Genomic DNA, 23,423 nt, shown 5'->3' with positions numbered 1-23,423 from the left:
CTACCATACAAAAGCCAAAAGCTAAATTTATGAATTACATTATTACTTATACAGTTTACGTTCTTATCATAAGTATTTTGATGGGACTTACAACTTGGAAGTTATTTAAGAAAATGGGTTACAATCCATTATTGTCTTTTATTCCATTTTATAATTATTTGATTATTCTTAAGGAAACTAACCATTCAAAATGGTGGGCGATTTTATCTTATCTTCCGATTGTTGGACCGATTATGATGTCGGTTTTCCATATTTTCCTGATGAAAAAATTTGGAAAAAGAGGTGCTCTGAACGGTCTGTTGACTGTAGTTTTGCCATTCATTTTTATGGCGACTGTTAATTATAGCAAAGATCCTCAGATAGAAACCGAAGAAGAAGAAAATAAAAAGAAAGAAACTTTCTTGGGATCTGTAACTTTTGCGGTGGTTTTTGCAACCATTATTCACGCTTTTATCACACAGCCGTTCGGGATTCCAACAGGTTCAATGGAGAGAACTTTGTTGGTAGGAGATTTCCTATTTGTGAATAAATGGGCTTATGGATACAGAATGCCAATGAGACCGGTAGCTTTACCATTCTTACAGGGAACAATTTTCGATACAGGCCAGAAGGGAAATCCTAAAGACGATCCAAAATCTTACGTTGATGCAGTAAAGTTGCCCTACTTAAGACTTCCTGGCTATGATGAAATCAAGAGATACGATATTGTAGTTTTCAATTATCCGCAGGATTCTGTTCACGTCGCAATTGACAGAAAGGATCCTTACGTGAAAAGATGCGTTGGTATTCCTGGTGATGTGATCGAGTTCAGAAACGGAAGATTATTTGTGAATAATATGCCAGAAAAAATCCTTGGAGACGAGTACCAGCAGCACGGTTATTTGGTAAAAACTGGATCGCAATTAGACATTCCTCAATTATACAAAACTTTCGGTTTTCTTCCGGTTCAGGAAAATCAAACTAACGAAGGATTTATTTATGCTTTTCAAGGTTTGACGGATCAGACCGCTAAAGAAATCAAGGCACTTCCACAGGTAATCGAGATGCATGAAATGATCGAGAAAAAAGGAGAAGGTGCCGTAAGATTTAAACTGAATGCTGATAAAACAGCTTATACAAAGAGCGTTGACACAACACAATCGATTTATCCGATTAACAAACCTTGGAATCAGGATCAATACGGACCTCTTAGAATTCCGAAAAAAGGTGATGTTGTAAAGCTGGATCAGGAAACCTTGCCAACTTACCAATGGATTATCTCCGAGTATGAGCACAACAAGCTTGAAAACAAAAGCGGAAAAATCTATGTTAACGGTCAGGAAACCAATCAATATACAATCAAGCAGAACTATTATATGATGATTGGAGACAACCGCGATGCGTCTTTGGATGCGAGATTTTTTGGTGTAGTTCCGGAAGAAAATATCGTGGGAAGACCGATGTTCACTTGGATGAGTGTAGAAGGTCTGTTCTCGGATGCAAGTTCTACTTATCAGGCACCGGGTAAGAAAATCCGTTGGGACAGAATGTTCAAAGCGACGAACACAGGCGAAGCCAACAAAACATCTTATTGGTGGGTAGCTGTGATTATTTTGGTATTGTTCTTCGGTTGGGATTATTTCGCCAAACTTTTCGGAAAGAAAAAAGAAGAAGATTAATTTAAAATCAATTAGGAGCTAATTCCCGCTCTTCGCACTCGCTATCCGCCTCTGGCGGATGAGCTCAAACAACTGCTACGATCGGGGCTAGGCATTAGTCTTCCAAACAATATTTACCACTTTGTCAAAGGTTACTATCTTTGACAAAGTTTTTTTTAATAAGTACAGAGAGTTTATTCTTTGATGAATTTTAAGTTTATGCTGAGCTCGTCGAAGTATCTTTGCAAATCTTAAAATATTAATAATAAAAAAAATCTTTGCGTACTTTGCGTTCAAAATTTATGCTTTAAGCAAAAGCAAAGTTTATAATTAAAATATGAAAAAAGTTCTTTTACCAATATTTTATTTGCCACCAGTTTCGTGGTTTTCAGTTTTCTTAGATAATGAAAACGAAATCTCATTAGAACAATTCGAAAACTTTCCGAAGCAGACTTACAGAAACCGTGCAGCTATTTACGGAGCCAATGGAAAATTACCTTTGATTATCCCAATCAAGCATACAGGAAAAAGAGAGATCAAAGACATCGAAATTTCTTTTGCAGAAGATTGGCAAAAACTCCATTGGAAATCCATAAAAACAGCTTATCAAAGCACACCATATTTCGAGTTTTATGAAGATAAACTCAAAAGTATATTTGCAGAAAAGATTTTATCGTTAAAAGACTTTAACATCAAAGCTTTAGGTATCATTCTTGCTGTTCTGAAAACCGAAAAAAAATATGAGTTCACAACAGAATATTTCAAAAATCCGGAAGCAGAAGATTTTAGAGAAAAATTCTCAGCCAAATCGGAATCAGAATATGAAATGCCAGAATATTATCAAAGCTTTTCAGACAAAAACGGATTTATAAAAGATTTATCTATTCTTGATCTCATTTGTAACATCGGACCAGAAAGTTTGACTTATATCAAAAATATCAATAAAAACTAATTACCAATTTTTTTAATTTAATAATTATCTAATATGAAATCGCATTTAGGATATTGATAATAAGTTCCTAAATTTTTTTGCAATTGCATATGATTTATAAAACAATAAAATTTACATATGAAACATTTATTGATAGCGGCTGCTTTTTATGCCGGTTTTGCAACAGTAACAGCACAAACAGCTGCTCCTGAAAATGATAAAGATCTTAAAACTTGGTATCACAAAGATTATGCTACAACCAAAGTTTATGGCGTTAATACGGAGAATGCTTATAAATTCTTAGAATCAAAAGGTCTTAAACCAAAAACGGTTGTTGTAGGTGTTTTGGACAGCGGAGTAGAAGTGGATCATCCGGGATTGGTGAAAAATATGTGGAAAAATCCAAACGAAATCCCAAACAACGGAATAGATGATGACGGGAACGGATATGTAGATGACGTTTACGGATGGAACTTTATCGGAGGAAAAAATGGCGACATCGATGTAGATAATATGGAAGTGACCAGAGTGGTGAAAAAATACCAATCTGTTTTCGAAGGTGATGACTCTACAAAAAACAAAGCAAACCAATCGAAAATGCCGGAAGAGTTTGCAATGTATATGAAAGCTAAAGATGTTTTCACTAAAAAAAGTCAGGAAGCTAAACAAAGCGTACAGCTATATACAATGATCAACAATGCTATTCCGGATATGGTAAAACTGTTGAATGGTAAAAATCTAACTAAAGAAACTTTAGCAAGTATCAAACCTACTACTCAGCAAGAAGCGATGGCGATGCAGGTTCTATCTCAAATGTCAGGCGATCCTCAGATTGCAGGAAAAACACCTGCTGAAGTTGAAACTTACTTGAAAGGTCAAATGAAAGAAGCTTTGGATTATTTTACACCACAAGCTGAAAAAGGTTATAATCTAGATTTTGATCCAAGAAAAGAAATCGTAGGAGACAACTATGATGATTATTCTGAAAAAAAATATGGTAACAACCATTACGAAGGTCCAGACGCAAAACACGGAACTCACGTTGCGGGAATTATTGCTGGTCTAGCCAATGGTTCAGAAAACCAGTATGGTGTGGCTTCCAGAGTGGCTAAGATTATGACTGTAAGAGCTGTTCCGGATGGAGACGAAAGAGATAAAGATGTTGCAAATGCAGTTCGTTACGCAGTTGATAACGGTGCTAAAATCCTTAATATGAGTTTTGGGAAACCAGTTTCTCCAGGCAAAAATGTGGTTTGGGATGCTTTCAAATATGCAGAGAGCAAAGGCGTTCTTTTGGTAAAAGCGGCTGGGAACGAAAACGAAGATATCGCAGAACATCAATATTTTCCAACTAATTTCAAATCTCAATCAGATGAAAAACCATTCATCAACAATATGATTGTAGTAGGTTCAAATACTAATGATTCTAATGCTTTGAAGTCTAGTTTCTCCAATTATGATAAAAAGATGGTAGATGTTTTTGCGCCAGGTTCAGAGATTTATTCCACAGTTCCGGATGGAAAATATGAATATCTACAAGGAACATCAATGGCGTCGCCTGTAGTTGCTGGTTCAGCTGCTGTTTTGCTAGCTTATATGCCAAATCTTAAACCAGAACAGATTATTGAATCTTTAGTAAAAACTACCAATACCAGTACAGCTAATGGTTTTGATAATTTGTCAAGATCGGCAGGTGTAATAGATGTTGCTAAAGCGGCAGAATATGCTTACAAGAATTTTTACAAAGCAGATGCTTCAATAAAATCTACCAATAAACCTGTAAAAAAACAAAAATTGCATAAGTCTATTGATAAGACAAAGCTTTAATAATTAGAATGTTATATAAAAATAAAAATCTGGGAACTTCTCAGATTTTTTATTTTTTATGATTTGGCATAATTTTTTATCATAACTTAGCATTAAATATAAAACTATGAGAAAATTAATTTTAGGAATATTAGGTATTGCTTTTTTTGCAACCTCTTGTTCATCTACAAAAAATGCTTCATCTTCTGATGGAAGCGTTAGTGCAGGTCAGGCACAAACAGTACGTGCTGAAGTTATGAAGCTAAAAGGAGAATGGTCTATATCTGATGTAGATTATAACAAATCATTTAAAATTAAACCTTTCGACGAAGGTGCGGATATTAATTGTTTCGTAGGTAGTTCTTGGAAATTAGTTCCAAATAATTATACAGGAGCATATACCTTAAATGGCGGAGGAGATTGTCCAATGAGAACACAAGCTATTACTTTTAGTGTTGATAAATACAGTAACGTATCCATCAAAAAAGTTGGTGAAGGAGAAAAAGCAAAACATGTCTCTGCTGGATATATGTTAAGATTAGAAAATCCAACTGAAAATAGCTTCACTTTGGTTCAGTCTGTTAATGCAGATGGTTCCCCAATGGACGTGCGTTATAATTTTGTAAGAACTGCTAAATAATTAAAAATACATATAATGAAATTAACTAAATTAAACATAGCTGCATTTTTTATCTCAGGCTCACTTTTATTAACAAGTTGTGAGGCCGTTCAAAATGCGAATAATACTCAGAAAGGCGCTGCAATAGGAACTGCTGCCGGAGCTGTACTTGGAGGGATTTTAGGAAATAACATCGGAAAAGGTGGTAATGCGCCTCTTGGAGCTGTTCTTGGTGGTGTTGTAGGTGGTGTTGCTGGTGGTGTTATTGGTAACAAAATGGACAAACAGGCTAAAGAAATTAAAGAAGTTTTACCTGGAGCTGAAGTAGAAAGAGTAGGGGAAGGTATTAAAGTGACGCTTCACGAAAATACGGTTAACTTCGATTTCAATTCATCGAATTTAACGACTCTTGCAAAAACTAATCTTGATAAATTGGTAACGGTTCTTAAGAATAATCCTGATACTAATATTAATATCTATGGTCACACAGATAGTGTTGGTACAGATGCGGTTAACTTGAGAATCTCGGGACAGAGAGCTGCTGCAGTTAAAAATTATTTTGTGGCTAATGGTATCTCATCTACAAGATTGTTTACAGAAGGTTTAGGGAAATCTAGCCCCATTGCTTCTAATGATACAGATGCAGGTAGAGCACAGAACAGACGTGTAGAATTTGCAATTACAGCAAATGAAAAAATGATTAACGACGCCAAGTCAAATTAATTATCATTCATTTAAGATAAATAACAAACCGCAATTTGCGGTTTTTTTATTTTAATGCTATTTTTGTAGAATTATAAACATTGGATGAAGAATTATTTAAAATTAATAAGAGTAGAACAATGGGTTAAGAACTTATTTGTTTTTGCTCCTTTATTTTTTTCAGGTAAGATTACCAATACTCATCTTTTTTACGAGAGTATTTTTGCATTCTTGGTTTTCTCTTTTACAGCAAGTTCTATTTATATCATCAATGATTATTTTGATATAGAATCAGATAAAAAACATCCGGAAAAAAAACATCGTCCGTTAGCAAGTGGTGCTGTTTCTAAGACCAGTGCAAGGATTTTATTTGTATTATTGATTCTGTTGTCAGTCGGTTCTATTTTTCTTGGAAATTATATTTTTCAAACTAACTTTTGGAAGTTCGGAGTCATCATCGCATTTTATTTTGTGATGAATCTTTTCTATACATTCAAACTAAAACAAGTGGCGATTGTTGATATCTGTATCATCGCCATTGGATTTGTTCTCAGAGTTTTAGCGGGTGGTTATGTGACAGGAGTTATCGTAACTAACTGGGCCATCTTGTTAACCTTTGTACTGGCACTTGTACTGGCAATTGGCAAAAGAAGAGGAGAATTAATCAATGCTCAGATTTCAGGAAAAACCAGAAAAGCTTTAGATGGTTATAATGTTCAATTTGCTGATATTGCTTTGTCAATCAGTTGTACTTTGGCAATCATTTGTTATCTGATGTTTACCTTGTCTCCGGAGGTTCAGGCGAGATTTCATCCTAGAGTTTTCTATACAGTGATTTTTGTGGTGTTTGCATTTCTAAGATATCTGCAGCAGACGTTGGTATATAATAAAACTGAATCGCCAACAAAGATTGTTTATAAAGACCGATATATACAAGTGACAATTGTCCTTTGGGTTATCGTTTTCCTTTTACAAATCTATTTTAAGAAATAAAATCAAAATATTAAAAGTTGAATGGATGTATTCAATTTTAAATAAATAAACCTAAAGATGAAGCCGAATTTTGTACAGAAAGTAACCAACTGGGGAAATTTTCCAATCGTAGAGAAGGAAATGAAATCGGATGATTCTGTTTCTAAAATCAAACAATTTGTAAGAGATAATAACGAAGTTATTGCTCGTGGAAACGGTCGTTGTTATGGCGATGCTTCTCTTGGAGAACATATTTTCTCTACAAAAAGATTGAATAAATTCATTTCTTTTGACAGGCTTAACGGAATCATCGAATGTGAATCTGGTGTTCTTTTGTCAGAAGTTTTAGAGGTTACTGTTCCGCAAGGTTATTTTCTTTATGTTACTCCTGGAACCAAATTTGTTTCCGTCGGTGGCGCCATTGCGTCTGACGTTCACGGAAAAAATCATCATGCAGAAGGTTGCTTTTCAGAATATGTAACGGAGTTCAAATTATTGAATGAAAACTCGGAAGTCATCACTTGTTCCAGAGAAGAAAATACGGATAAATTTTGGGCGACAATTGGTGGAATGGGATTGACAGGAATTATCTTGTCAGCTAAATTCAAACTAAAAAATATAGAATCAGCTTACATCAGACAAGAAAGTATCAAAGCTGAAAATCTGGATGAGGTTTTCAAATTGTTTGATGAAAGCGAGGATTGGACTTATAACGTTGCCTGGATTGATTGTTTCCAAAAAGGAAAAAATCTTGGACGTTCTATTTTGATGCGAGGTGAACACGCCTTGAAGGCAGAATTACCATCTAATCTTCAGAAGAAATCTTTGAAACTAAAAGAAAAATTCAAACCGACAGTTCCTTTTTATTTTCCTGGATTTGTTTTGAATGCTTTAACCATTAAGATTTTCAATTTCCTTTATTACAATAAGCAAACCAAGAAACAGCTGAATAATTTTATTGATTACGAAACCTTTTTCTATCCTTTGGATGTTATCAATGATTGGAACAAAATCTACGGAAAAAGTGGATTTATCCAATACCAAATGGTTATCCCGAAAGAAAATGGTAAGGAAGGAATGAGACAAATTCTTGATGCCATTGCAAAAAGTGGAAACGGTTCTTTCTTGGCAGTTTTGAAATTATTTGGGAAAGATAATCCATTAGCTTATAATTCCTTTCCGAAAGAAGGTTATACGCTGGCTTTAGATTTTAAAGTCAACAAAGGACTTAAAAAACTGGTTGAACAATTGGATACAATCGTTGAAAATTTCGGAGGTAGAATTTATTTGACGAAAGATAGTATGAGTAAATCTTCTTTGACCAATTATCTTCAAAACGTTGATTCATCCAAGTTTGTATCACTTCAACATAAAAGAATATTGAGCGGAGGTAATTAAACGCAAGTTGTGCAAAGATTATTTCTTATTGCGAATCATAAAGTATAATAAAAACTAAAACTTAGCGCAACTTGCGTTTAATAAAATGATAGTATTAGGTTCCAATTCTGAAGTTGCACAGGCATTCGTAGAAGAATGTTTGGCTCAAGGAGAAAAATTTCCCACGATTTATCTGTTAAGTTCTAACCCGGAAACGACAGAGAAATTCGCAGGTCATCTTCAGGTTAAGTTTCTTCAGAATTCCGAAATTATTCCATTGGATTTGATGAAGGAGATTGATTATAAGGCCTTAGAAAATATCAATTCAGATTTGTTGTTTTGTGCTTCTGGCTATCTTGGTTTAGGAACGGAAGAAGGTCTTTATGATGACGAAAATACAACGCAGATTATTGATGTCAATTACGCAAAATTAGTTCCTGTCCTCAACTTCTTTGCCAAAAAAATGGAATCCAAAAGAAGTGGAACAATGATCGTTTTATCTTCGGTTGCAGGTGAAAGAGGAAGACAAAGTAATTTCATCTACGGAAGTGCAAAAGCCGGATTAACAGCTTATTTGAGTGGATTGAGAAATTATTTATTTGATAAAAAAGTTCATGTTTTAACCGTTAAACCAGGTTTTATGGAAACCAAAATGACGGAAGGTTTACCTCTGAATCCAGCTTTGACAGCAACACCCAAAAAAGCAGCAGCAGGAATTTATAAAGCCTATAAAAATAAAAAGGATGTTGCTTACGTTTTACCAATTTGGGCAATCATTATGATGATCATCAGAAATATTCCTGAATTTATTTTTAAAAAGCTAAAACTATAGTTGATGATTGATAGATGATAATCTATTGAAGTTCTATTAAGAAACGAAGCAAATAATCATTTATCATTCATAATTTATCACTTATGAAGAAATTATATCTATTCGATTTTGATGGAACCTTAACTTACAAAGACACCATGTTTTTGTTTTTGAAGTTTTATGACCCAGCTAAATTTTCTGTCCAGTTTTTGAAACACGTTCCACTTTTTATTTTATTAAAAATGAAATTGGCAGATGCGGAAGCTGTGAAGAAAAGTTTCATTGCATCCATTCTGAAAGGTCAATCCAGATATCAAATAGAAAAAAAAGCAGAACAGTTTTTTGATGAGAATTATCCCAGTTTATTCAGAGAAAATGCTTTGGATTTCATCAATAATATTGATAGAACTCACACAGAATCCTATATTGTTTCAGCTTCTTTGGACATTTGGGTAAAACCATTTGCTGAAAAATTCAATATGAAATTGCTTTCTACACAAGCAGAGTTTAAAGATGATATTTTTACAGGGAAATTTGTTGGAAAAAACTGTAATAAAGAAGAGAAAGCTAACAGAGTTAAAATCGAAATTGGAGACAAGAAATTTGATAAAATCATAGCTTTTGGAGATACTTCTGGAGACAAAGCGATGTTCAAATTCGCCAATGAATCTCATTACCGATTTTTTCACTAATTTAGTACCTTAATTTTCGAACAATTTTCGGCTTTAAATCTAATTAAAAATGGAAAGAATTTATCTGGATAATGCAGCAACTACACCTCTGGACGATGAGGTGATAGATTGTATGGTGAATGTTTTAAAATTCAATTATGGTAATCCGTCATCAACGCACAGTTTGGGACAGGAAGCCAAGACCATTTTGGAAGAAGTTAGGCGAAAGATTGCAGATTCTTTGAAAGTGACTCCGGGAGAAATCGTTTTCACATCTTGTGGAACCGAATCCAACAATATGATTATCAAATCTGCGGTTAATTATCTTGGTGTAGAAAGAATCATCACTTCTGCTTTGGAACACAAGTGTGTAGCTGAAACTTGCCTTGAAATGAAGAAATTGAAAGGTGTAGAATTGGTTTATCTAAGACCGGACTCCAACGGCGATTTCGATTTGAAGAAATTAGAAGAAGTTCTAAAGTCCTCAGACAAAAAGACTTTAGTGACATTGATGCACGCCAACAACGAGATCGGGAATATTCTTGATATCGAGAAAGTGGCTCACCTTTGTAAAGAAAATAATACACTTTTCCATTCGGACACGGTTCAGACAATGGCGCATTTGGATTTGGATTTTTCTAAAATTCCGGTTGATTTTGCATCTTGCAGTGCACACAAGTTTCACGGGCCAAAAGGTTCTGGATTTGCTTTTGTAAGAAAATCTTCAGGACTTAAGGGAATTATTACTGGCGGACCGCAGGAAAGAAGCTTGAGAGCTGGAACTGAAAACGTGACAGGAATCGCAGGTTTGGGGAAAGCTTGGGAGATTTCCCAGGAAAAAATGGAAGATTATAAAAACCATATTTTGGATATTAAGAATTATACAATCCAACAATTAAAAGAAAGAATTGCAGGAGTGAAATTCAATGGAAGAAGTGCGGAAGAAAGCAGTTTATATACAGTTCTGAATCTTTTGCTTCCTTATAAAAATCCTTTGATTGGATTGCAATTGGATATGAAAGGAATTGCCATTTCGCAGGGAAGTGCTTGTAGTTCAGGTGCGGCAAAACCATCAATGGTCTTGATGTCTGTTTTATCAGAAGATGATTTGGAAAATTCGACTCCTGTAAGAGTTTCATTCAGTCATTTTACTAAAAAGTCTGATATTGATGCTTTTATAAATGCGTTAGAAGAAATAGGCCAGCAATTTGTTATAGAAAAAGCTGATAGTTTACATAGATAACCAACAGAAGAAACAAACTTAAAATTTTGTAATTTTGTTTAATAAAACAATAAAGAAAAAGAAATCATGGCAGTAGAAATTACAGATCAATCCTTTCAGGAAACAGTATTGAATTCAGATAAACCAGTTTTAGTTGACTTTTGGGCAGCTTGGTGTGGACCTTGTAGAATGCTTGGACCAATCATCGAAGAAGTAGCAACTGACTTTGAAGGCAAAGCGTTGGTAGGTAAAGTAGATGTTGATAACAATCAGCAGATTTCTGTTGATTATGGAATCAGAAATATTCCTACCGTTTTAATTTTCAAAAACGGAGAAGTTGTAGATAAAATCGTAGGTGTTGCTCCAAAAGAAGTCATCGCTGAGAAGCTGAATGCTTTCTTGTAAGAAATTAATATAATTGAAAATGAATGCTTTTCTAATTGAGAAGCATTTTTTTTTGAAATTAATTTGCAGATGTAGATTATTGTTGTATTTTTGCAACCACAATAACAAAGGGTACTAGTCCTGAGTTATGGCAAGAGATCCGGTAGTTCAGCTGGTTAGAATGCCGCCCTGTCACGGCGGAGGTCGCGGGTTCGAGTCCCGTCCGGATCGCAAAAAGTTTATCAATTACTTTTCAAAAAATTGATCCGGTAGTTCAGCTGGTTAGAATGCCGCCCTGTCACGGCGGAGGTCGCGGGTTCGAGTCCCGTCCGGATCGCAACTATTAAATCATAATAGTATAAAATGCTTTAAAATGTATGTTTTAAAGCATTTTTCGTTTTATGTCTGTTCCCAAAGAGTGTTAAAAATTTACAATCTGAAAGTGACCTATTAGGTGACCTTTTATGTAGGCAATATCAAAGGAGTTGGACATATTTATCAGCAAACTTTTATTGACACGTATTTAAGGTAGTATTTGCAAAGCTCTATGATCGTAAAAATGCCCTTATTGCTGCTGACATGCTTAATGATCAGGTAGTCCCTTTCTTTGAACAGCAGGAACTTCGTTTACTTAGAATTTTAACAGACAGAGGAACGAAATACTGTGGAATAAGAGAAAAGCATGAGTACCAGCTTTATTTAACCATTGAAGATATTGATCACACGAAGACCAAGGCTAAAAGTCCTCAGACCAACGGCATCTGTGAACGTTTTCAAAGAACGATACAGGAAGAGTTTTATGCCATAGCTTTCCGAAAGAAAATTTACAGAAGTATTGAAGAACTACAATTAGACCTGAACAGCTGGCTGTCGTATTACAACAATGAAAGAACGCATACAGGAAAACATTGTTACGGTAAGACACCGATGCAGACGTTTTTAGATAGTAAACCTATTGCAAAAGAGAAATTATTGGAACTCTTGTAGAGGAACAAAAAATCCTTACTTTTGGAAATAAGGACAATATTGGATAACTGACAATTATTTTTAACACCTAACTGTCAGATAAAGTCGTGGCTATTACACCTATAATCAATACCTTCTCTTGGTACTTTAAAGTGTCTCTATACATTCAAGCACAGAGTTTTTGAAATGATTTCTAATTTCATATTTATAGATAAGTTCGGTTTAACTCTTTGCTACAGCCTATTATCAGACAATTTTCTTTTTAATTCACGGTTCTAATATTGTTTTTCCCACTATTGATGTAAGTTCTGTAACACTCTTGTATCTCCTTGTCCGAAAGGAAAATCAAACTATTATGATTCTTATCTCGACATCTGTTCGTGGAAGTGAGCCGGGAGCAGCGGATATAACTTTATTTATCAAACAATTACAAACAAAAAAGTCGCCAATTGGCGACTTTTTCACTTAGATGAGAGTGTGGTTATAATCTATTTATTATATATTGAAATGGTAAGTCTATTGTTTTATTATTTTAACAACCTTTTCAGAATTATTTATTCTAATTAGATAAACTCCGCTGTTTAAAGAAGAAACATTGGTTTGTTTGCTATCAAATTTTCCTTCCTTTACAAGCTGACCAGCCATATTATACATTTGATAATAATACTCTTTATCATCTTTTGCATCTATGTATAAAATATCGGTAACAGGATTAGGGAAAACATTAAGCTTTTTCTGCTCAATTTTTTGTCTAATTTCCTTTTCTGTAAATATATTGCCAGGTTTGCTCATTGCATCTGCTTGCACAGGAATTTTCTCATCATAGAATCCTTTTTCTCTAACACATCTACATGGAGCTGCAAAATATGGATCAGCATTTGTATCAGTAGCTGTTAGTGTTTTATTAACGAAATCTATATTTAAAGAATTAGGTCTAGATTGATAACCCATTTGCAACGAGGCTGTCCACCACTTAGTAGCCGTAAATGTCACACCAGATTTAATAGGATCACCAACATTAAAAGCATCTCTTTGTCCTCTAATACCAGAATTGGCATAATTCCCTATATTATAGCTAGTAGAAATACTTACATACCCAAGAACTTTTGTATTATCAGAGTTCAATATAGAAGTAAGTGGATAATTAGGGGAAATAGATAATACTTTACCAGGTAAGACATTATCTTTATACCAAGGAGATCCTCCTGAAGTTGTTAAAGCATCAACGTTTTCAATATTTAATATATCGGGTATTCTATAATTTCTAGGACATGGATCAAAAGGAGATTTGGCAGTTCCTTTACCCCATCTGTCATAGAAAATATTAGGTTCATTTGATAACCAGTCATTTCCTACATACTTACCAATACCGGTATATGGTATAATATCACTAGGCATCATAAATACCAATGGATTTTTCACAGAATAATTTAATACTTTAGCTGTATTTAATGCTGTTTTATCAGTTGGAATTACGCCAGCCAGAACAGAATAATCATTATATTTTTTCAAATAAGCTCCTCCATTGGTTTCGTAGGTATTTCTAGAAAGCTCTGTATAAGTAAATCCTCCTGAACCATCTGTTTTTGGAGTACCTAAATATACTGGTTTTTCACTTTCATCTACGCTATTTTTGAAAACAGGAAGAGGATCTTTTCTACCCCATTGATAATGTAACCCTGCAGCAGATTTTATTAAACCTAAATTAGTAGCTGATGTTGGTAATTCATTCATAGCTCCTAAATTTCTATCTAAAAATTCTGTTGCTTTTACAGCATAAGGTCTATTCTGTACATAATTTACATAATTAGGAGCATTAGAATCTCCTTGGGTAGTCACATATTGTTTTGTGCCAATAGCAGTATCCGTTATCCAAATATGCCAGCTCCAATAGACAGGATTATTGATAGACCCATTATGCAATGTAATTACCGCATTTCCACTTTTACCATCTCCTACAAACACTTTTATTTTAGAGTCTTTAATAGCTTCTAAATTACTAGGGCTAGGATTGGTAATTTCTATTTTTCCTATAAGATTTGGGTCGGTTGTCCAATATACGTTGGCAATTAAATTATTATATTTGGTAGGGTTAATAATATCTTTATTATTTAGATAATGGTTTTGCATAGCAATAGCCTTAGAAACTGCTATTTCTATTACGGTACCTGTCCCCTTTTCTCTTTGTTCTGTATTAGGTTCATTTATTCCTTCTGTATATGACACGTTTTCAGAATAATATTCTGTTGGGAAATTATATTTGTTATCTATAAATGGATATGCAAACAAAATTTCCAGTATAAGTTAAGCTACATTTTGATAAATTTTGTTTTGATTGTTAAACTCTTCAATAGTTTGATAATTCAAGGCACTGTGGCGTCTTTTTTTGTTGTACCATATTTCAATATATTCAAATATTTCCAGCTCCATTTTTTCTTTTGTAATAAGCTTGTTTCCATAAATCAGTTCTGTTTTCAAAGATTTGAAAAAGCTCTCTGCCACAGCGTTATCCCAACAATTTCCTCTCCGGCTCATGCTTCTTGTAACTCCATAAAATTCCAGAGTATTTGCAAATTTTCTGCTTGCATATTGAACGCCTCTGTCGCTATGAAAAATTAGACTTTCCCCTATTTTTCTGTTTTTGACAGCCATTTTCCAGGCAGAAAGACTTGTCTCTTCGGTGCTCATTCCGTTGCTTAAACTCCATCCAATGATTTTCCGATCATACAAATCAATCACTGTTGTCAAGTACAAAAATCCTTCTTTGGTTTGAATGTAGGTAATATCAGAAACCCAAACTTGCGCAGGTTTTTCGGCTATAAAATTCCTGTCCAGCACATTTTCTACCACCAAATAATTGTGTTTAGAGTTTGTAGTCACTTTAAATTTCTTGCTCAGTTTACTTCGCAGTCCAAGCTCTTTCATATATTTAGCCACTGTGACTCGGGATATTTTGTAACCCAAGGAATTTAGCTCAGACGTAATCCTAGGGCTGCCATAGCGCTGTTTTGATGAAAAATATATTGAAGTGATTTGCTGTTTTATTTTTTCCTTCAAAAGCAATTTCTTGCTGCAAGGCCTGTTTTTCCATTTGTAATAACCACTGGAACATAGTTTTAAAACATTGCACATCTTTTCAATCGGGAAAATAGATTCATTATTTTTTATGAATTTATATTTCAGCGACCGCTCTTGGAGAAGATGCCGATTGCTTTTTTTAATATATCTCGTTCTAATTCTGCATCCTTCAACTTTTTTTCCAGCTCATGAATCTTTTCCTGTTCGGGTGTCAGTTTCAGTTTTCCATTCCCTGGAAAACTTCTTTCTCCAAATTCTTCGTACTCCTTACGCCATTTGTAAAGCAGCGTGACTGCGATTCCCAGCTCCCTTGCGAGTTCTGACACATTAGTTCGTTCTTTGCTTAGCTCAACAGCTTTGGTTTTAAAAGCAGGATCGTAGATTTTTCGCTCTCCTTTCATAGGTTAAAATTAAGGTTTTATGCTTAACTTTAACTGGAAGCTAAATTAGTACATCCACCCGTCCTGTATCCCAAAAACAGAGTGATTGAAGAAGAGGGAAAAGTTCCTCAATATTTATATTTTGTGGTTTCAGGCTTTGTACGGCTGTTTCATTACAATGATAAAGGTGATGAGGTAACCACGCATATCAATTGTCCTCCGGGTTTTATTACTTCTTATTCCAACTTTACAAATCAGACCCGATCGGATGAAAATCTGGAATGTATTACCGATTGTGAACTTTTACGTATTACAAAGGAAGATCTTGATCTGCTTACTCAAAAAAGTCCTGCATTTAAAGATTTCAGTTTTTTTGTGTTTCAGAAATCGTTATCCTACAATGAGAAACGGGCGAAAGAACTGGCAACACTTACCGCAGAAAAACGCTATTTAAAATTAATGACAGAACATCCTGAGTTGTTGCATAATGTTCCAATGCAGTATATCGCTTCTTTTCTGGGGATGAACCCTAAAAGTTTGAGCCGTATCCGCAAACAGATTTTTAAGTAACATTTGTGAAGTGATTTTGAATAAGCAAGGATGAACTTTGCAGTAGTATTTAAAATCAATAAAATGACAAGTAAGAATTTAGTATTAGTGTCCGGAGCAAATGGACATTTAGGTAACAATCTGGTAAGGTTACTCATCAAAAAAGGATTTCAGGTTCGTGCGTCCGTTCGTAACATCAAAAATAAGGACTGTTTTAAAGATTTGGACTGTGAAGTGGTTCAGGCAGATATCACCGACAAAGTTTCATTTGTAAAGGCTCTCCAGGGAGTTCATACATTTTATGCTGTGGGTGCTTCATTTAAATTGTGGGCCAAAGATCCTAAAAAGGAAATCTACGATGTCAATATGAACGGGACGCGTAATACGATCGAAGCCGCTGCTGAAGCGGGGGTAAAAAGAATTGTGTATGTGAGTTCCATCGCAGCTTTAGATTATACCAATCTCCCTACTAAAGAGAGTAATGGATACAACCCGGACAGAAGAGATATGTATTATAATTCTAAGAATGATGGCGAAAAGCTGGCTTTTCAGCTCGCTAAAGAATTAGGAATTGAATTGGTGTCCGTAATGCCCGGAGCAATGATTGGTAGTGAAGCATTTCTTCCGTTGAATGTATCGTATGGCGTACTGGGATTAATTTTAAACAAGCAAATACCGATGGATACCAAAATAACGCTGAATTGGGTAGATGTAAAAGATGTTGCGGAAGGTTGCTATCTTGCCGCAGAAAAAGGGCGATCCGGAGAGCGTTATATTTTAGCCAACGAAAAATGTATGACCATTACCGATACTACCAAACTGGCTCAAAAGCTTTATCCGGAACTGAAAATCAAAGTGCCTGGTTCTGTTCCTAAATTTGTCCTGTATGTAATTGCAGGTGTAATGGAACTTTCAGCTAAAATCAGTGGAAAACCTCCGGTATTAAGCGTTAAAGACATTGCAATGTTTTCAGGATTACAGCAGAACTTCGATATTTCCAAAGCCAGAAATGAGTTGGGTTTTAATCCTAAAAGCCCGGAAAAAACTGTAAAAGAAGCTTTAGCCTATCTTATGGAAAATAGGAATTTGCTGTAAACACTCTAAAAATCAATAATTAAATAAAATATAAATTATTCACCAGAGTCAATGGAAAATATATAAGATCTAATGTCTGGAAAGAAAATGCTTAAATTAGCTTTTTGCATTTTCTTTCCAGATTGGAAACAAATTATTATTCATCTCGCATCTTGCCAAGTCGATTAGCTGACGTTTTTAATCTTTATTATTTCAGTTCGTTGATTACTTCATTTAATAATTGATTAAACTCAGCTGGCTTTTCAAGCATTGGGTAATGTCCGGTTTCCGCTATGATTTTGTAATCATAGTTTTTAAAATACTTTCTGTTATTTTTAATATTTGTGGGTGAAGCATCAGAGTTAATTGCTCTTACAGGGATATTAACCTGCTTTGCAAGTTTACGAATGTCCATTTCGTATAGTGGGCGAAGAGCATTTATGGCAAGATCAGATTCGTTTTGTAAAAATTCTGATTGAAGTTGCTTTTTTATATGTTCCGGAGTTTTCTCGACAAAAAGATATTGTGGAAGAAGATTTTCAACAGCAGATTTAAAGTCTTGTCTATAACTACTGAACATAAACTGTTCTGCTTGTTCCGGAGTGAATTCCTGATCTAAATCTTTTAGAGTGTCAACTAGAATAATAGCTTTTACTTGAGGCAGATCAATGCTTGCTTCAACTACATATGCTCCGGACATAGAATGTCCAACAAGAATAATTTCTGGTGAATCAAGTTGATTTACAACTGCTTTTATATCATCCGTATATTGTCCACTTGTCCAATTTTTTCTTGATTTATCGGATTTCCCGTGTCCGCCTAAATCTATCTGTAAGATATTGTATGTTTGCTTAAAATATTTTTCCTGTTCATTCCACCAATTACTATTTCCAAGCCATCCGTGTACAAACACTAAAGTAATGTGGTCATTATTTTGCGCCGTTTCTTTATAATGAATGTTGCTTGAGTCAGAAGAAATTATGTATTTGTCCATTGAGTTTTATTTTTTCTAAGTTTTATTTTTTGTTGTGTTTTTTTTCTAAAATGTCAGTTAACGTTTCGAGACTTACCGCAGGTGGGAATTTCTAGCCCAAAAGTTCAATAGAAATTGAAGATTCGGCATAGACAATTACTGCTGTTGAATTTTGTACAAATGTTCAATCGAAGCACTTCAACCCGCTTTTGATAATTGAAAATCAGTGAGACTAAACCCTTTTTAGCGGTAGTTTTTATTTTGTCAGTGCTAAAATTATTGTCAGTATTCCAATTGTCAAGCATAAAGGTGAAAAATATTTTGTATCATTTTTGCCAAATTTTGTTTGTTTTATTTGCTTAAAAAAACCAACATAATTAAAATCTCCAATTGCTCTCAATGTAAATATGCTTGCTATAATCCAAAGTCCATATTCAGAAAGCCATTGAGGTATGTTAAAAGTTATTAGTCCTGACATTACTAAAATGAAAAGTCCAAAACCCAATAAGCCAACCGCAACAATGACTGTTGATAAAATGGAGGGGTTTAAAACTTTTATGCCATCGTCTTTGGTAGGAAGTACGGCATTGCTTCCCCATTTTCCTCCAAATGCCCAATAAAAGTGAATTGAGGAAATAAACAGGAAAATTAAAAATAATATAATTGCTATTACTGTTGTCATATTAGTTCAAGTTGAAAATCATATCCATTTGCTATTTATTAGCATATTTTCACTGTGAAATTACACTTAAATTATTATTCAATGCAATTTCTATAAATGTACGAAAATTAGAAAAATATTTATCATTGTCTTCGTCTTCGGAATAGATATTTTCTTTATCAATAGTTGTAATTCATCATTTGTTCCCAGTTGATAAATGCGTTACAATTTGATTTGACACAGACGAATAAAATAAATTTCCTAATTATCTATAAATTTTAGAAATAATTATTCTATGCAATAGATTTTGGTTTTGTCTTGATAGTAATAAAATCTGCATACTCTACGTTAATTACCTTTTCCTATTTTTGAATAGTTGTGTGTATTTTGCAACTTTTGATTTATCATTTTATAACTGAAATTCCTGCGTCCACCGTTAATTCCGTTCCGTGTATATATGAGGCTTCCTCCGAAGCAAGAAATAGTACGGCACTGGCAATTTCCGAAGGTTCGCCCAGCCTTTTGAGCGGTATTGCAGGAACGATATTTTGTATTGCTCCGTCAATTTGTTCGGCATTTAGACCTGTATTATTGAAAATGTTGGTTTTGATATGTCCGGGACTAATACCGTTCACGCGGATACCTTTTCCCGTAAGGTCCGCAGCAAAAGTTTTGATGAAAGATTGTACGGCTGATTTTGCAGCTGAATAAACGGAAAAATTGGCTGTTCCTACTTCTGTTACAAAAGATGTGTTTAAGATAATTGCACTTCCGTTTCTCATTAAAGGCAACATTTGTTGAACGGTAAAAAATGTTCCCTTTACTAACATATTGAACAACTCATCAAAATGAGCTCCATCTGCATTTTCCACAGAAGCAAATTTTCCGTAACCCGCATTCACAAAAAGAACATCAATGTTTTCTGTGTGTTCTTTCACTTGTTCCTGCAAGCGAAAAATGTCTTGCATACTTCCTGCATTGGATACAATGCCGAAGGCATTTTGCCCTAATTGTTCTACCGCTTTGTTTACCGTTTCGGCACTTCGCCCTGTGATGATTACTTTACCATTTTCATTGATAAATTGTTGGGCTGTGGCAAATCCCATTCCGTTTGTTCCGCCAGTGATAAGTGCACATTTGTCTTTAAATCTTTGCATTGTTTTTTGTTTTAAAATTCTGTTGCAAAGAATGGAATATGTGTTGTGGGAAGAAACCCGAAACTTGCTATATTTCCAAAGTATGTGTCTTCGCACTTTCCCAACCGATGATAGCGGTCTTTCTTGTGTTGCCCCACATATAACCGCCAATGTTTCCGGAAGATTGAATAATACGATGACAAGGAATGAGAAATGCAACAGGGTTGCTTCCGATAGCTGTACCAACGGCTCTGGAAGCATTTGCATTGCCAATTTGTTCAGCAATATTGCCGTATGTAGAGAGTTGTCCCATTGGAATTTTCAAAAGTGTTTCCCAAACTTTTAGTTGGAAATCGGTGCCTTTCAAATGCAATTTTATTTCGGGTAATTTGCTCCAGTCGTTTTGAAAAATAAACAAAGCATTTTGTTGCATCCAATCCAATTTTCTTTGAAAAGTTGCGTTGGGAAATTTTTGTTTTAAATCGTTCAATGCTTTGCTTTCATCATTGTCAAATGCTATATAACAAACGCCTTTTTGCGTAGAAGCCACAATCAGGTTTCCAAAAGGGCTTTCGGCAAAACTGTAATTGATGCAAAGGTTTTTGCCTCCGTTTTTGTATTCCGCAGGTGTCATTCCCTCAATGTTGATAAATAGATCGTGCAATCGTCCGGTGCCCGAAAGTCCAGTTTCAAAAGCTGTATCAAAAAGGGTAGCCTGCTGGTCTTTCAGCAGTTTTTTAGCGTGCTCAATGCTGATATATTGCAGGAACTTTTTGGGTGTTGTACCTGCCCAATCGCTGAACAATCGTTGAAAATGAAACGGGCTTAAATGCACCTGTTCCGCAACTTCATCCAGGTTAGGTTGTGTTTTGAAGTTGGATTTTATATATTCTATTGCTTCGGCAATTCTTTGGTAATTGATTTGTTGTTGCTCATTCATCCTTCTGAATTTATATCACAAATGTCATAACAATATCGCTGTCATAAAATCCGAAACTTGCTGAATTTTGTGTGTCAACGTTGTGAGTTTGCCGAAGGCGGGATTTTCAGCACAAAAGTTCAATAGAAATCGAAGATTTGGGTTGTTTTCATTGTAGGTTCAATTATCAAACTACAGCTATGCGTTTGGCTTTTTTTAGGTTAATAATTTTGTCAGTTTTGTCGGATTAACTTTTGTTAATTTGATATGTTCACAACCATTAAAAATGGCAAATGATTTTAAAACTTCCATAAATTGTTCTTTCCATAATTCAATATCAATATTAGTAGTTTCAATGTGCAGATGTATGAGTTCAAATACTTTTTCTTTTCTGTGGGCTTTACAATCGACTCGACCGATAAAGGTGTCTCCAAATAATATTGGTAAACAAAAATATCCGAATTGTCGTTTTTCTTTGGGTATATAACATTCAATTTTATAATCAAAATCGAAAAATTGTTTTATTCTGTCACGATGAATGATTGAATTGTCAAATGGTGATAATAACCTGATATTTGAAATTTTTTTGTTTGTTCTTTCTAGTAAACATTTTTGAACAAATACGGGAGGTGTATTTTCAATATTTACTTGTTGTATCGTTCCCTCTTCAAGCATTGATTTCAGTACTTTATCAATGTTTTTTCTGATTAATTCCCCTTTTTTAAGATGTGTAATTTGTTTTGTGGTTGTAAATCCGTAACCATTCAGATATGTCTTTACTAAATATTCTGCAAATTCGAGGTCAGTTGGTATGATTGTATTAATTGTTTGTGGTAAAACATTTTCTGTAAGGTCATATGTTTTTTGCATTCCTTTTCTGCTGGAGATCATTAGGTCACCTTGTAAAAAAAGTCTTTCAAGGGCTATTTTTGTAGGTTTCCAACTCCACCAGCTTCCTGACTTTTGAGTTTCATTTTCAAAATCTTTTGCTTTTTTTGGACCCTCATAACGAATAGTATCTAAAACATATTTCATCACTTTGGGGTCTGCATTGTAATAATGAGTTTCACTTTGTTTCACTTCCAGCATTCGAGGTAAAGCAAAACGGAAATCTTTCATTGGTAGATATGAAGCAGCATGAAACCAATATTCAAATAGTTTGCGTTCTTCTGCTAATTCTTCTAAATATTCCGTTTTATAATCGGGAATTCTTGTCCAAAGTGTGTGATGATGAGCTCTTTCAACAATCGATAAAGTGTCAATTTGTAAATATCCGAGACGTTCAAGTGCTTTAAGAACGGCATCTTTACCTTTTCCAAAAGGGTACGACTTTGTTAATCCTTGACTTTCTAATGTCAAAAAACGGAGTTGTGATAAAGTCAATTTTTCTGTCATAAACTTTAATCAATAATTGAGATATATGTTTCAACTTCTGCAATGTTTCCATCAAAATATTTTTGTTTGATTAAAGTTTTCATAGTTATTAGTAGTGTTGAGTGAGTAGTTTGTTTTTACAAATATATTATCTCTGTTAATATTCCAACCTTGTTTTTTTATGTTTGATACGGTGATGCTTAAATTGTTTTTCTTCAAACGTACGATTATTTACAAAAATTAAAAAAACATATATTTATAGCAGTAAAAACAAGAGAATAGCATAAAACTTATGGATAGGGAGTTTTCAAATAAGGACAGATCCGTCCTATATTATCCAAAGGGTTCAGATCTATGGTTGTTAATTTTTTTAAATCATTATGAGTAAAAGAATAGACGATTTAATAGCTAATACGCCAAACGCGCTGAAGAATAAAAGAGCAGATGATAATGATTTGGAGAAAATGTCAAATTGGATCACTTCGCTCTCTGGTTTTCATCAATCAAAAGGTTTGGAAATTAAAGAATTTGATAAGCTAGAGGAAAGATTGAATTGCGTTTTGCCCGCTGAATTAAAAATATTGTACAGTAGTATTGGTGGAAATATCGACGAATTATCCAAAGAAACAGTAAGGTTCCAAAAATTTCAGTTATTGAATTTCGAAAAATTCTGGATAGAAAAGGATGTAATGGTTAAAGATTATTACACAGAAGAGAACTGGTTCAAAACAGATATTCTGATTTATGCTACAGCTAGCAATATAAAGAAGCCACTCTATGGTGTTGACCTCAAAAACGGTTGGAATTTATTATTTGAAAAAGAATGGTTTTGGCAAAAAGATGATATGCCCTTGTTTCAGAAATTGATAACGCTTTATGCAAACATCATTATTGCTAACAAAAAAAATATTATTAAAACCAAGGTAAAAGGTGTAGCAGGTATAAAACGAGACAACAAAGCAGAAAAGAAATTTGAAAGTACTTTGAAAAGATTATCAGATTTTGAATTTTATGAGCATACAGTTTTTTACAATGAGGAACTCGATTTGTTGGGTTGGTTCAGAGCAGGAAATACTCCTGATTTTTTGGTTGGAAGCAATAGTAAAAGCAATTTGGATAATCTTATTGTTAAATTTGATTTTACGAGTGCCAAATATGTGAAAGAAAATAAGGAATAACTA

The 23,423-nt window shown here is 34.3% G+C and carries 21 protein-coding genes, 2 tRNA genes and 1 pseudogene; 17 read left to right on the top strand and 7 right to left on the bottom strand.

Translation table 11 applies throughout. The annotated features are described in order from the left end of the window. The first annotated feature begins 29 nt into the window (after positions 1 to 29). From lepB to KI430_RS09485, 14 genes and pseudogenes are all read left to right on the top strand, one after another. On the top strand, positions 30 to 1,658 hold the full coding sequence (lepB, locus tag KI430_RS09550; protein WP_248874283.1) for a signal peptidase I: 1,629 nt from the start codon (positions 30 to 32) through the stop codon (positions 1,656 to 1,658). Between the two features lie 316 nt (positions 1,659 to 1,974). Next, positions 1,975 to 2,589 carry a WbqC family protein gene (locus tag KI430_RS09545; protein ID WP_248874281.1) on the top strand — a complete coding sequence of 205 codons (615 nt, stop codon included), beginning with the start codon at positions 1,975 to 1,977 and terminating at the stop codon, positions 2,587 to 2,589. 117 nt (positions 2,590 to 2,706) lie between these two features. Next, a complete protein-coding gene (locus tag KI430_RS09540) occupies positions 2,707 to 4,395 on the top strand; it encodes a S8 family serine peptidase (RefSeq protein WP_248874279.1) in 1,689 nt (562 codons plus the stop codon). A gap of 106 nt (positions 4,396 to 4,501) precedes the next feature. Continuing rightward, positions 4,502 to 5,014, top strand: a complete 513-nt coding sequence (locus KI430_RS09535) for a lipocalin family protein (protein ID WP_074232971.1) — start codon at positions 4,502 to 4,504, stop codon at positions 5,012 to 5,014. Between the two features lie 15 nt (positions 5,015 to 5,029). After that, entirely contained in the window at positions 5,030 to 5,716 is a 687-nt protein-coding gene (locus tag KI430_RS09530; protein WP_074232972.1) for an OmpA family protein, read from the top strand. An 84-nt stretch (positions 5,717 to 5,800) separates the two neighbouring features. Further along, entirely contained in the window at positions 5,801 to 6,688 is an 888-nt protein-coding gene (locus KI430_RS09525) for a decaprenyl-phosphate phosphoribosyltransferase (RefSeq protein ID WP_248874277.1), read from the top strand. 57 nt (positions 6,689 to 6,745) lie between these two features. Continuing rightward, positions 6,746 to 8,065 carry an FAD-binding oxidoreductase gene (locus KI430_RS09520; protein WP_248874275.1) on the top strand — a complete coding sequence of 440 codons (1,320 nt, stop codon included), beginning with the start codon at positions 6,746 to 6,748 and terminating at the stop codon, positions 8,063 to 8,065. 85 nt (positions 8,066 to 8,150) lie between these two features. Continuing rightward, positions 8,151 to 8,876 (top strand): SDR family NAD(P)-dependent oxidoreductase, encoded by a 726-nt coding sequence (locus KI430_RS09515; protein ID WP_248874273.1) that lies wholly within the window; start codon positions 8,151 to 8,153, stop codon positions 8,874 to 8,876. 83 nt (positions 8,877 to 8,959) lie between these two features. After that, positions 8,960 to 9,547: an HAD-IB family hydrolase gene (locus tag KI430_RS09510; RefSeq protein WP_248874271.1), complete on the top strand. Its 588-nt coding sequence runs from the start codon at positions 8,960 to 8,962 to the stop codon at positions 9,545 to 9,547. Between the two features lie 49 nt (positions 9,548 to 9,596). Beyond that, positions 9,597 to 10,769: a cysteine desulfurase family protein gene (locus KI430_RS09505; RefSeq protein WP_248874269.1), complete on the top strand. Its 1,173-nt coding sequence runs from the start codon at positions 9,597 to 9,599 to the stop codon at positions 10,767 to 10,769. A gap of 66 nt (positions 10,770 to 10,835) precedes the next feature. Beyond that, positions 10,836 to 11,153, top strand: coding sequence for a thioredoxin (trxA, locus tag KI430_RS09500; protein ID WP_074232979.1), 318 nt, complete (start codon positions 10,836 to 10,838; stop codon positions 11,151 to 11,153). 136 nt (positions 11,154 to 11,289) lie between these two features. Next, positions 11,290 to 11,363 (top strand) — tRNA-Asp (locus KI430_RS09495). A 32-nt stretch (positions 11,364 to 11,395) separates the two neighbouring features. Continuing rightward, a tRNA-Asp gene (locus tag KI430_RS09490) sits at positions 11,396 to 11,469 on the top strand. 120 nt (positions 11,470 to 11,589) lie between these two features. Then, positions 11,590 to 12,119, top strand: a pseudogene (locus KI430_RS09485) (integrase core domain-containing protein); the annotation flags it as partial. 495 nt (positions 12,120 to 12,614) lie between these two features. On the opposite strand, the gene KI430_RS09480 reads toward KI430_RS09485, so the two are convergent. Together KI430_RS09480 and KI430_RS09475 are read right to left on the bottom strand one after the other, a co-directional pair. After that, a complete protein-coding gene (locus KI430_RS09480; RefSeq protein WP_248874267.1) occupies positions 12,615 to 14,387 on the bottom strand; it encodes a T9SS type A sorting domain-containing protein in 1,773 nt (590 codons plus the stop codon). Positions 14,388 to 14,402: 15 nt separating this feature from the next. Further along, a protein-coding gene (locus KI430_RS09475) for an IS3 family transposase (protein WP_248874265.1) occupies positions 14,403 to 15,577 on the bottom strand; the annotation gives its coding sequence in 2 pieces (ribosomal slippage) (positions 14,403 to 15,319 and positions 15,319 to 15,577; 1,176 coding nt in all). 81 nt (positions 15,578 to 15,658) lie between these two features. Here KI430_RS09475 and KI430_RS09470 point away from each other — a divergent pair. Then, a complete protein-coding gene (locus tag KI430_RS09470) occupies positions 15,659 to 16,126 on the top strand; it encodes a Crp/Fnr family transcriptional regulator (RefSeq protein WP_248874263.1) in 468 nt (155 codons plus the stop codon). Positions 16,127 to 16,189: 63 nt separating this feature from the next. After that, positions 16,190 to 17,200, top strand: coding sequence for an NAD-dependent epimerase/dehydratase family protein (locus KI430_RS09465; protein WP_248874261.1), 1,011 nt, complete (start codon positions 16,190 to 16,192; stop codon positions 17,198 to 17,200). 187 nt (positions 17,201 to 17,387) lie between these two features. Here KI430_RS09465 and KI430_RS09460 read toward each other — a convergent pair whose 3' ends face one another. From KI430_RS09460 to KI430_RS09440, 5 genes are all read right to left on the bottom strand, one after another. After that, the gene (locus tag KI430_RS09460) at positions 17,388 to 18,173 is read right to left on the bottom strand and encodes an alpha/beta fold hydrolase (RefSeq protein ID WP_248874259.1); all 786 of its coding nucleotides are present in this window, start codon (positions 18,171 to 18,173) and stop codon (positions 17,388 to 17,390) included. Positions 18,174 to 18,408: 235 nt separating this feature from the next. Beyond that, complete coding sequence (locus tag KI430_RS09455; protein WP_248874257.1) at positions 18,409 to 18,834, bottom strand: DUF3995 domain-containing protein; 426 nt, start codon at positions 18,832 to 18,834, stop codon at positions 18,409 to 18,411. A 383-nt stretch (positions 18,835 to 19,217) separates the two neighbouring features. Then, entirely contained in the window at positions 19,218 to 19,970 is a 753-nt protein-coding gene (locus KI430_RS09450) for an SDR family oxidoreductase (protein ID WP_248874255.1), read from the bottom strand. Between the two features lie 67 nt (positions 19,971 to 20,037). Beyond that, positions 20,038 to 20,889: a methylated-DNA--[protein]-cysteine S-methyltransferase gene (locus tag KI430_RS09445; protein ID WP_248874253.1), complete on the bottom strand. Its 852-nt coding sequence runs from the start codon at positions 20,887 to 20,889 to the stop codon at positions 20,038 to 20,040. Positions 20,890 to 21,084: 195 nt separating this feature from the next. Continuing rightward, complete coding sequence (locus KI430_RS09440; protein WP_248874251.1) at positions 21,085 to 22,263, bottom strand: winged helix-turn-helix domain-containing protein; 1,179 nt, start codon at positions 22,261 to 22,263, stop codon at positions 21,085 to 21,087. Between the two features lie 359 nt (positions 22,264 to 22,622). Here KI430_RS09440 and KI430_RS09435 point away from each other — a divergent pair, with 359 nt between their 5' ends. After that, entirely contained in the window at positions 22,623 to 23,420 is a 798-nt protein-coding gene (locus KI430_RS09435) for a hypothetical protein (protein WP_248874249.1), read from the top strand. The last annotated feature ends 3 nt before the right edge of the window (positions 23,421 to 23,423 follow it).

It is taken from the genome of Epilithonimonas zeae (assembly GCF_023278365.1).
Lineage (GTDB): Bacteria > Bacteroidota > Bacteroidia > Flavobacteriales > Weeksellaceae > Epilithonimonas > Epilithonimonas zeae_A.
Note: the sequence above shows the minus strand (reverse complement) of the source record. Positions and strands in the feature narration are given on the sequence as shown.

What these genes read in the sequence shown, in the direction of transcription:
- lepB (WP_248874283.1), top strand. Translation starts at nt 30, where the DNA reads ATGAATTACATTATTACTTATACAGTTTACGTTCTTATCATAAGTATT.
- KI430_RS09545 (WP_248874281.1), top strand. Translation starts at nt 1,975, where the DNA reads ATGAAAAAAGTTCTTTTACCAATATTTTATTTGCCACCAGTTTCGTGG.
- KI430_RS09540 (WP_248874279.1), top strand. Translation starts at nt 2,707, where the DNA reads ATGAAACATTTATTGATAGCGGCTGCTTTTTATGCCGGTTTTGCAACA.
- KI430_RS09535 (WP_074232971.1), top strand. Translation starts at nt 4,502, where the DNA reads ATGAGAAAATTAATTTTAGGAATATTAGGTATTGCTTTTTTTGCAACC.
- KI430_RS09530 (WP_074232972.1), top strand. Translation starts at nt 5,030, where the DNA reads ATGAAATTAACTAAATTAAACATAGCTGCATTTTTTATCTCAGGCTCA.
- KI430_RS09525 (WP_248874277.1), top strand. Translation starts at nt 5,801, where the DNA reads ATGAAGAATTATTTAAAATTAATAAGAGTAGAACAATGGGTTAAGAAC.
- KI430_RS09520 (WP_248874275.1), top strand. Translation starts at nt 6,746, where the DNA reads ATGAAGCCGAATTTTGTACAGAAAGTAACCAACTGGGGAAATTTTCCA.
- KI430_RS09515 (WP_248874273.1), top strand. Translation starts at nt 8,151, where the DNA reads ATGATAGTATTAGGTTCCAATTCTGAAGTTGCACAGGCATTCGTAGAA.
- KI430_RS09510 (WP_248874271.1), top strand. Translation starts at nt 8,960, where the DNA reads ATGAAGAAATTATATCTATTCGATTTTGATGGAACCTTAACTTACAAA.
- KI430_RS09505 (WP_248874269.1), top strand. Translation starts at nt 9,597, where the DNA reads ATGGAAAGAATTTATCTGGATAATGCAGCAACTACACCTCTGGACGAT.
- trxA (WP_074232979.1), top strand. Translation starts at nt 10,836, where the DNA reads ATGGCAGTAGAAATTACAGATCAATCCTTTCAGGAAACAGTATTGAAT.
- KI430_RS09465 (WP_248874261.1), top strand. Translation starts at nt 16,190, where the DNA reads ATGACAAGTAAGAATTTAGTATTAGTGTCCGGAGCAAATGGACATTTA.
- KI430_RS09460 (WP_248874259.1), bottom strand. Translation starts at nt 18,173, where the DNA reads ATGGACAAATACATAATTTCTTCTGACTCAAGCAACATTCATTATAAA.
- KI430_RS09455 (WP_248874257.1), bottom strand. Translation starts at nt 18,834, where the DNA reads ATGACAACAGTAATAGCAATTATATTATTTTTAATTTTCCTGTTTATT.
- KI430_RS09450 (WP_248874255.1), bottom strand. Translation starts at nt 19,970, where the DNA reads ATGCAAAGATTTAAAGACAAATGTGCACTTATCACTGGCGGAACAAAC.
- KI430_RS09445 (WP_248874253.1), bottom strand. Translation starts at nt 20,889, where the DNA reads ATGAATGAGCAACAACAAATCAATTACCAAAGAATTGCCGAAGCAATA.
- KI430_RS09440 (WP_248874251.1), bottom strand. Translation starts at nt 22,263, where the DNA reads ATGACAGAAAAATTGACTTTATCACAACTCCGTTTTTTGACATTAGAA.
- KI430_RS09435 (WP_248874249.1), top strand. Translation starts at nt 22,623, where the DNA reads ATGAGTAAAAGAATAGACGATTTAATAGCTAATACGCCAAACGCGCTG.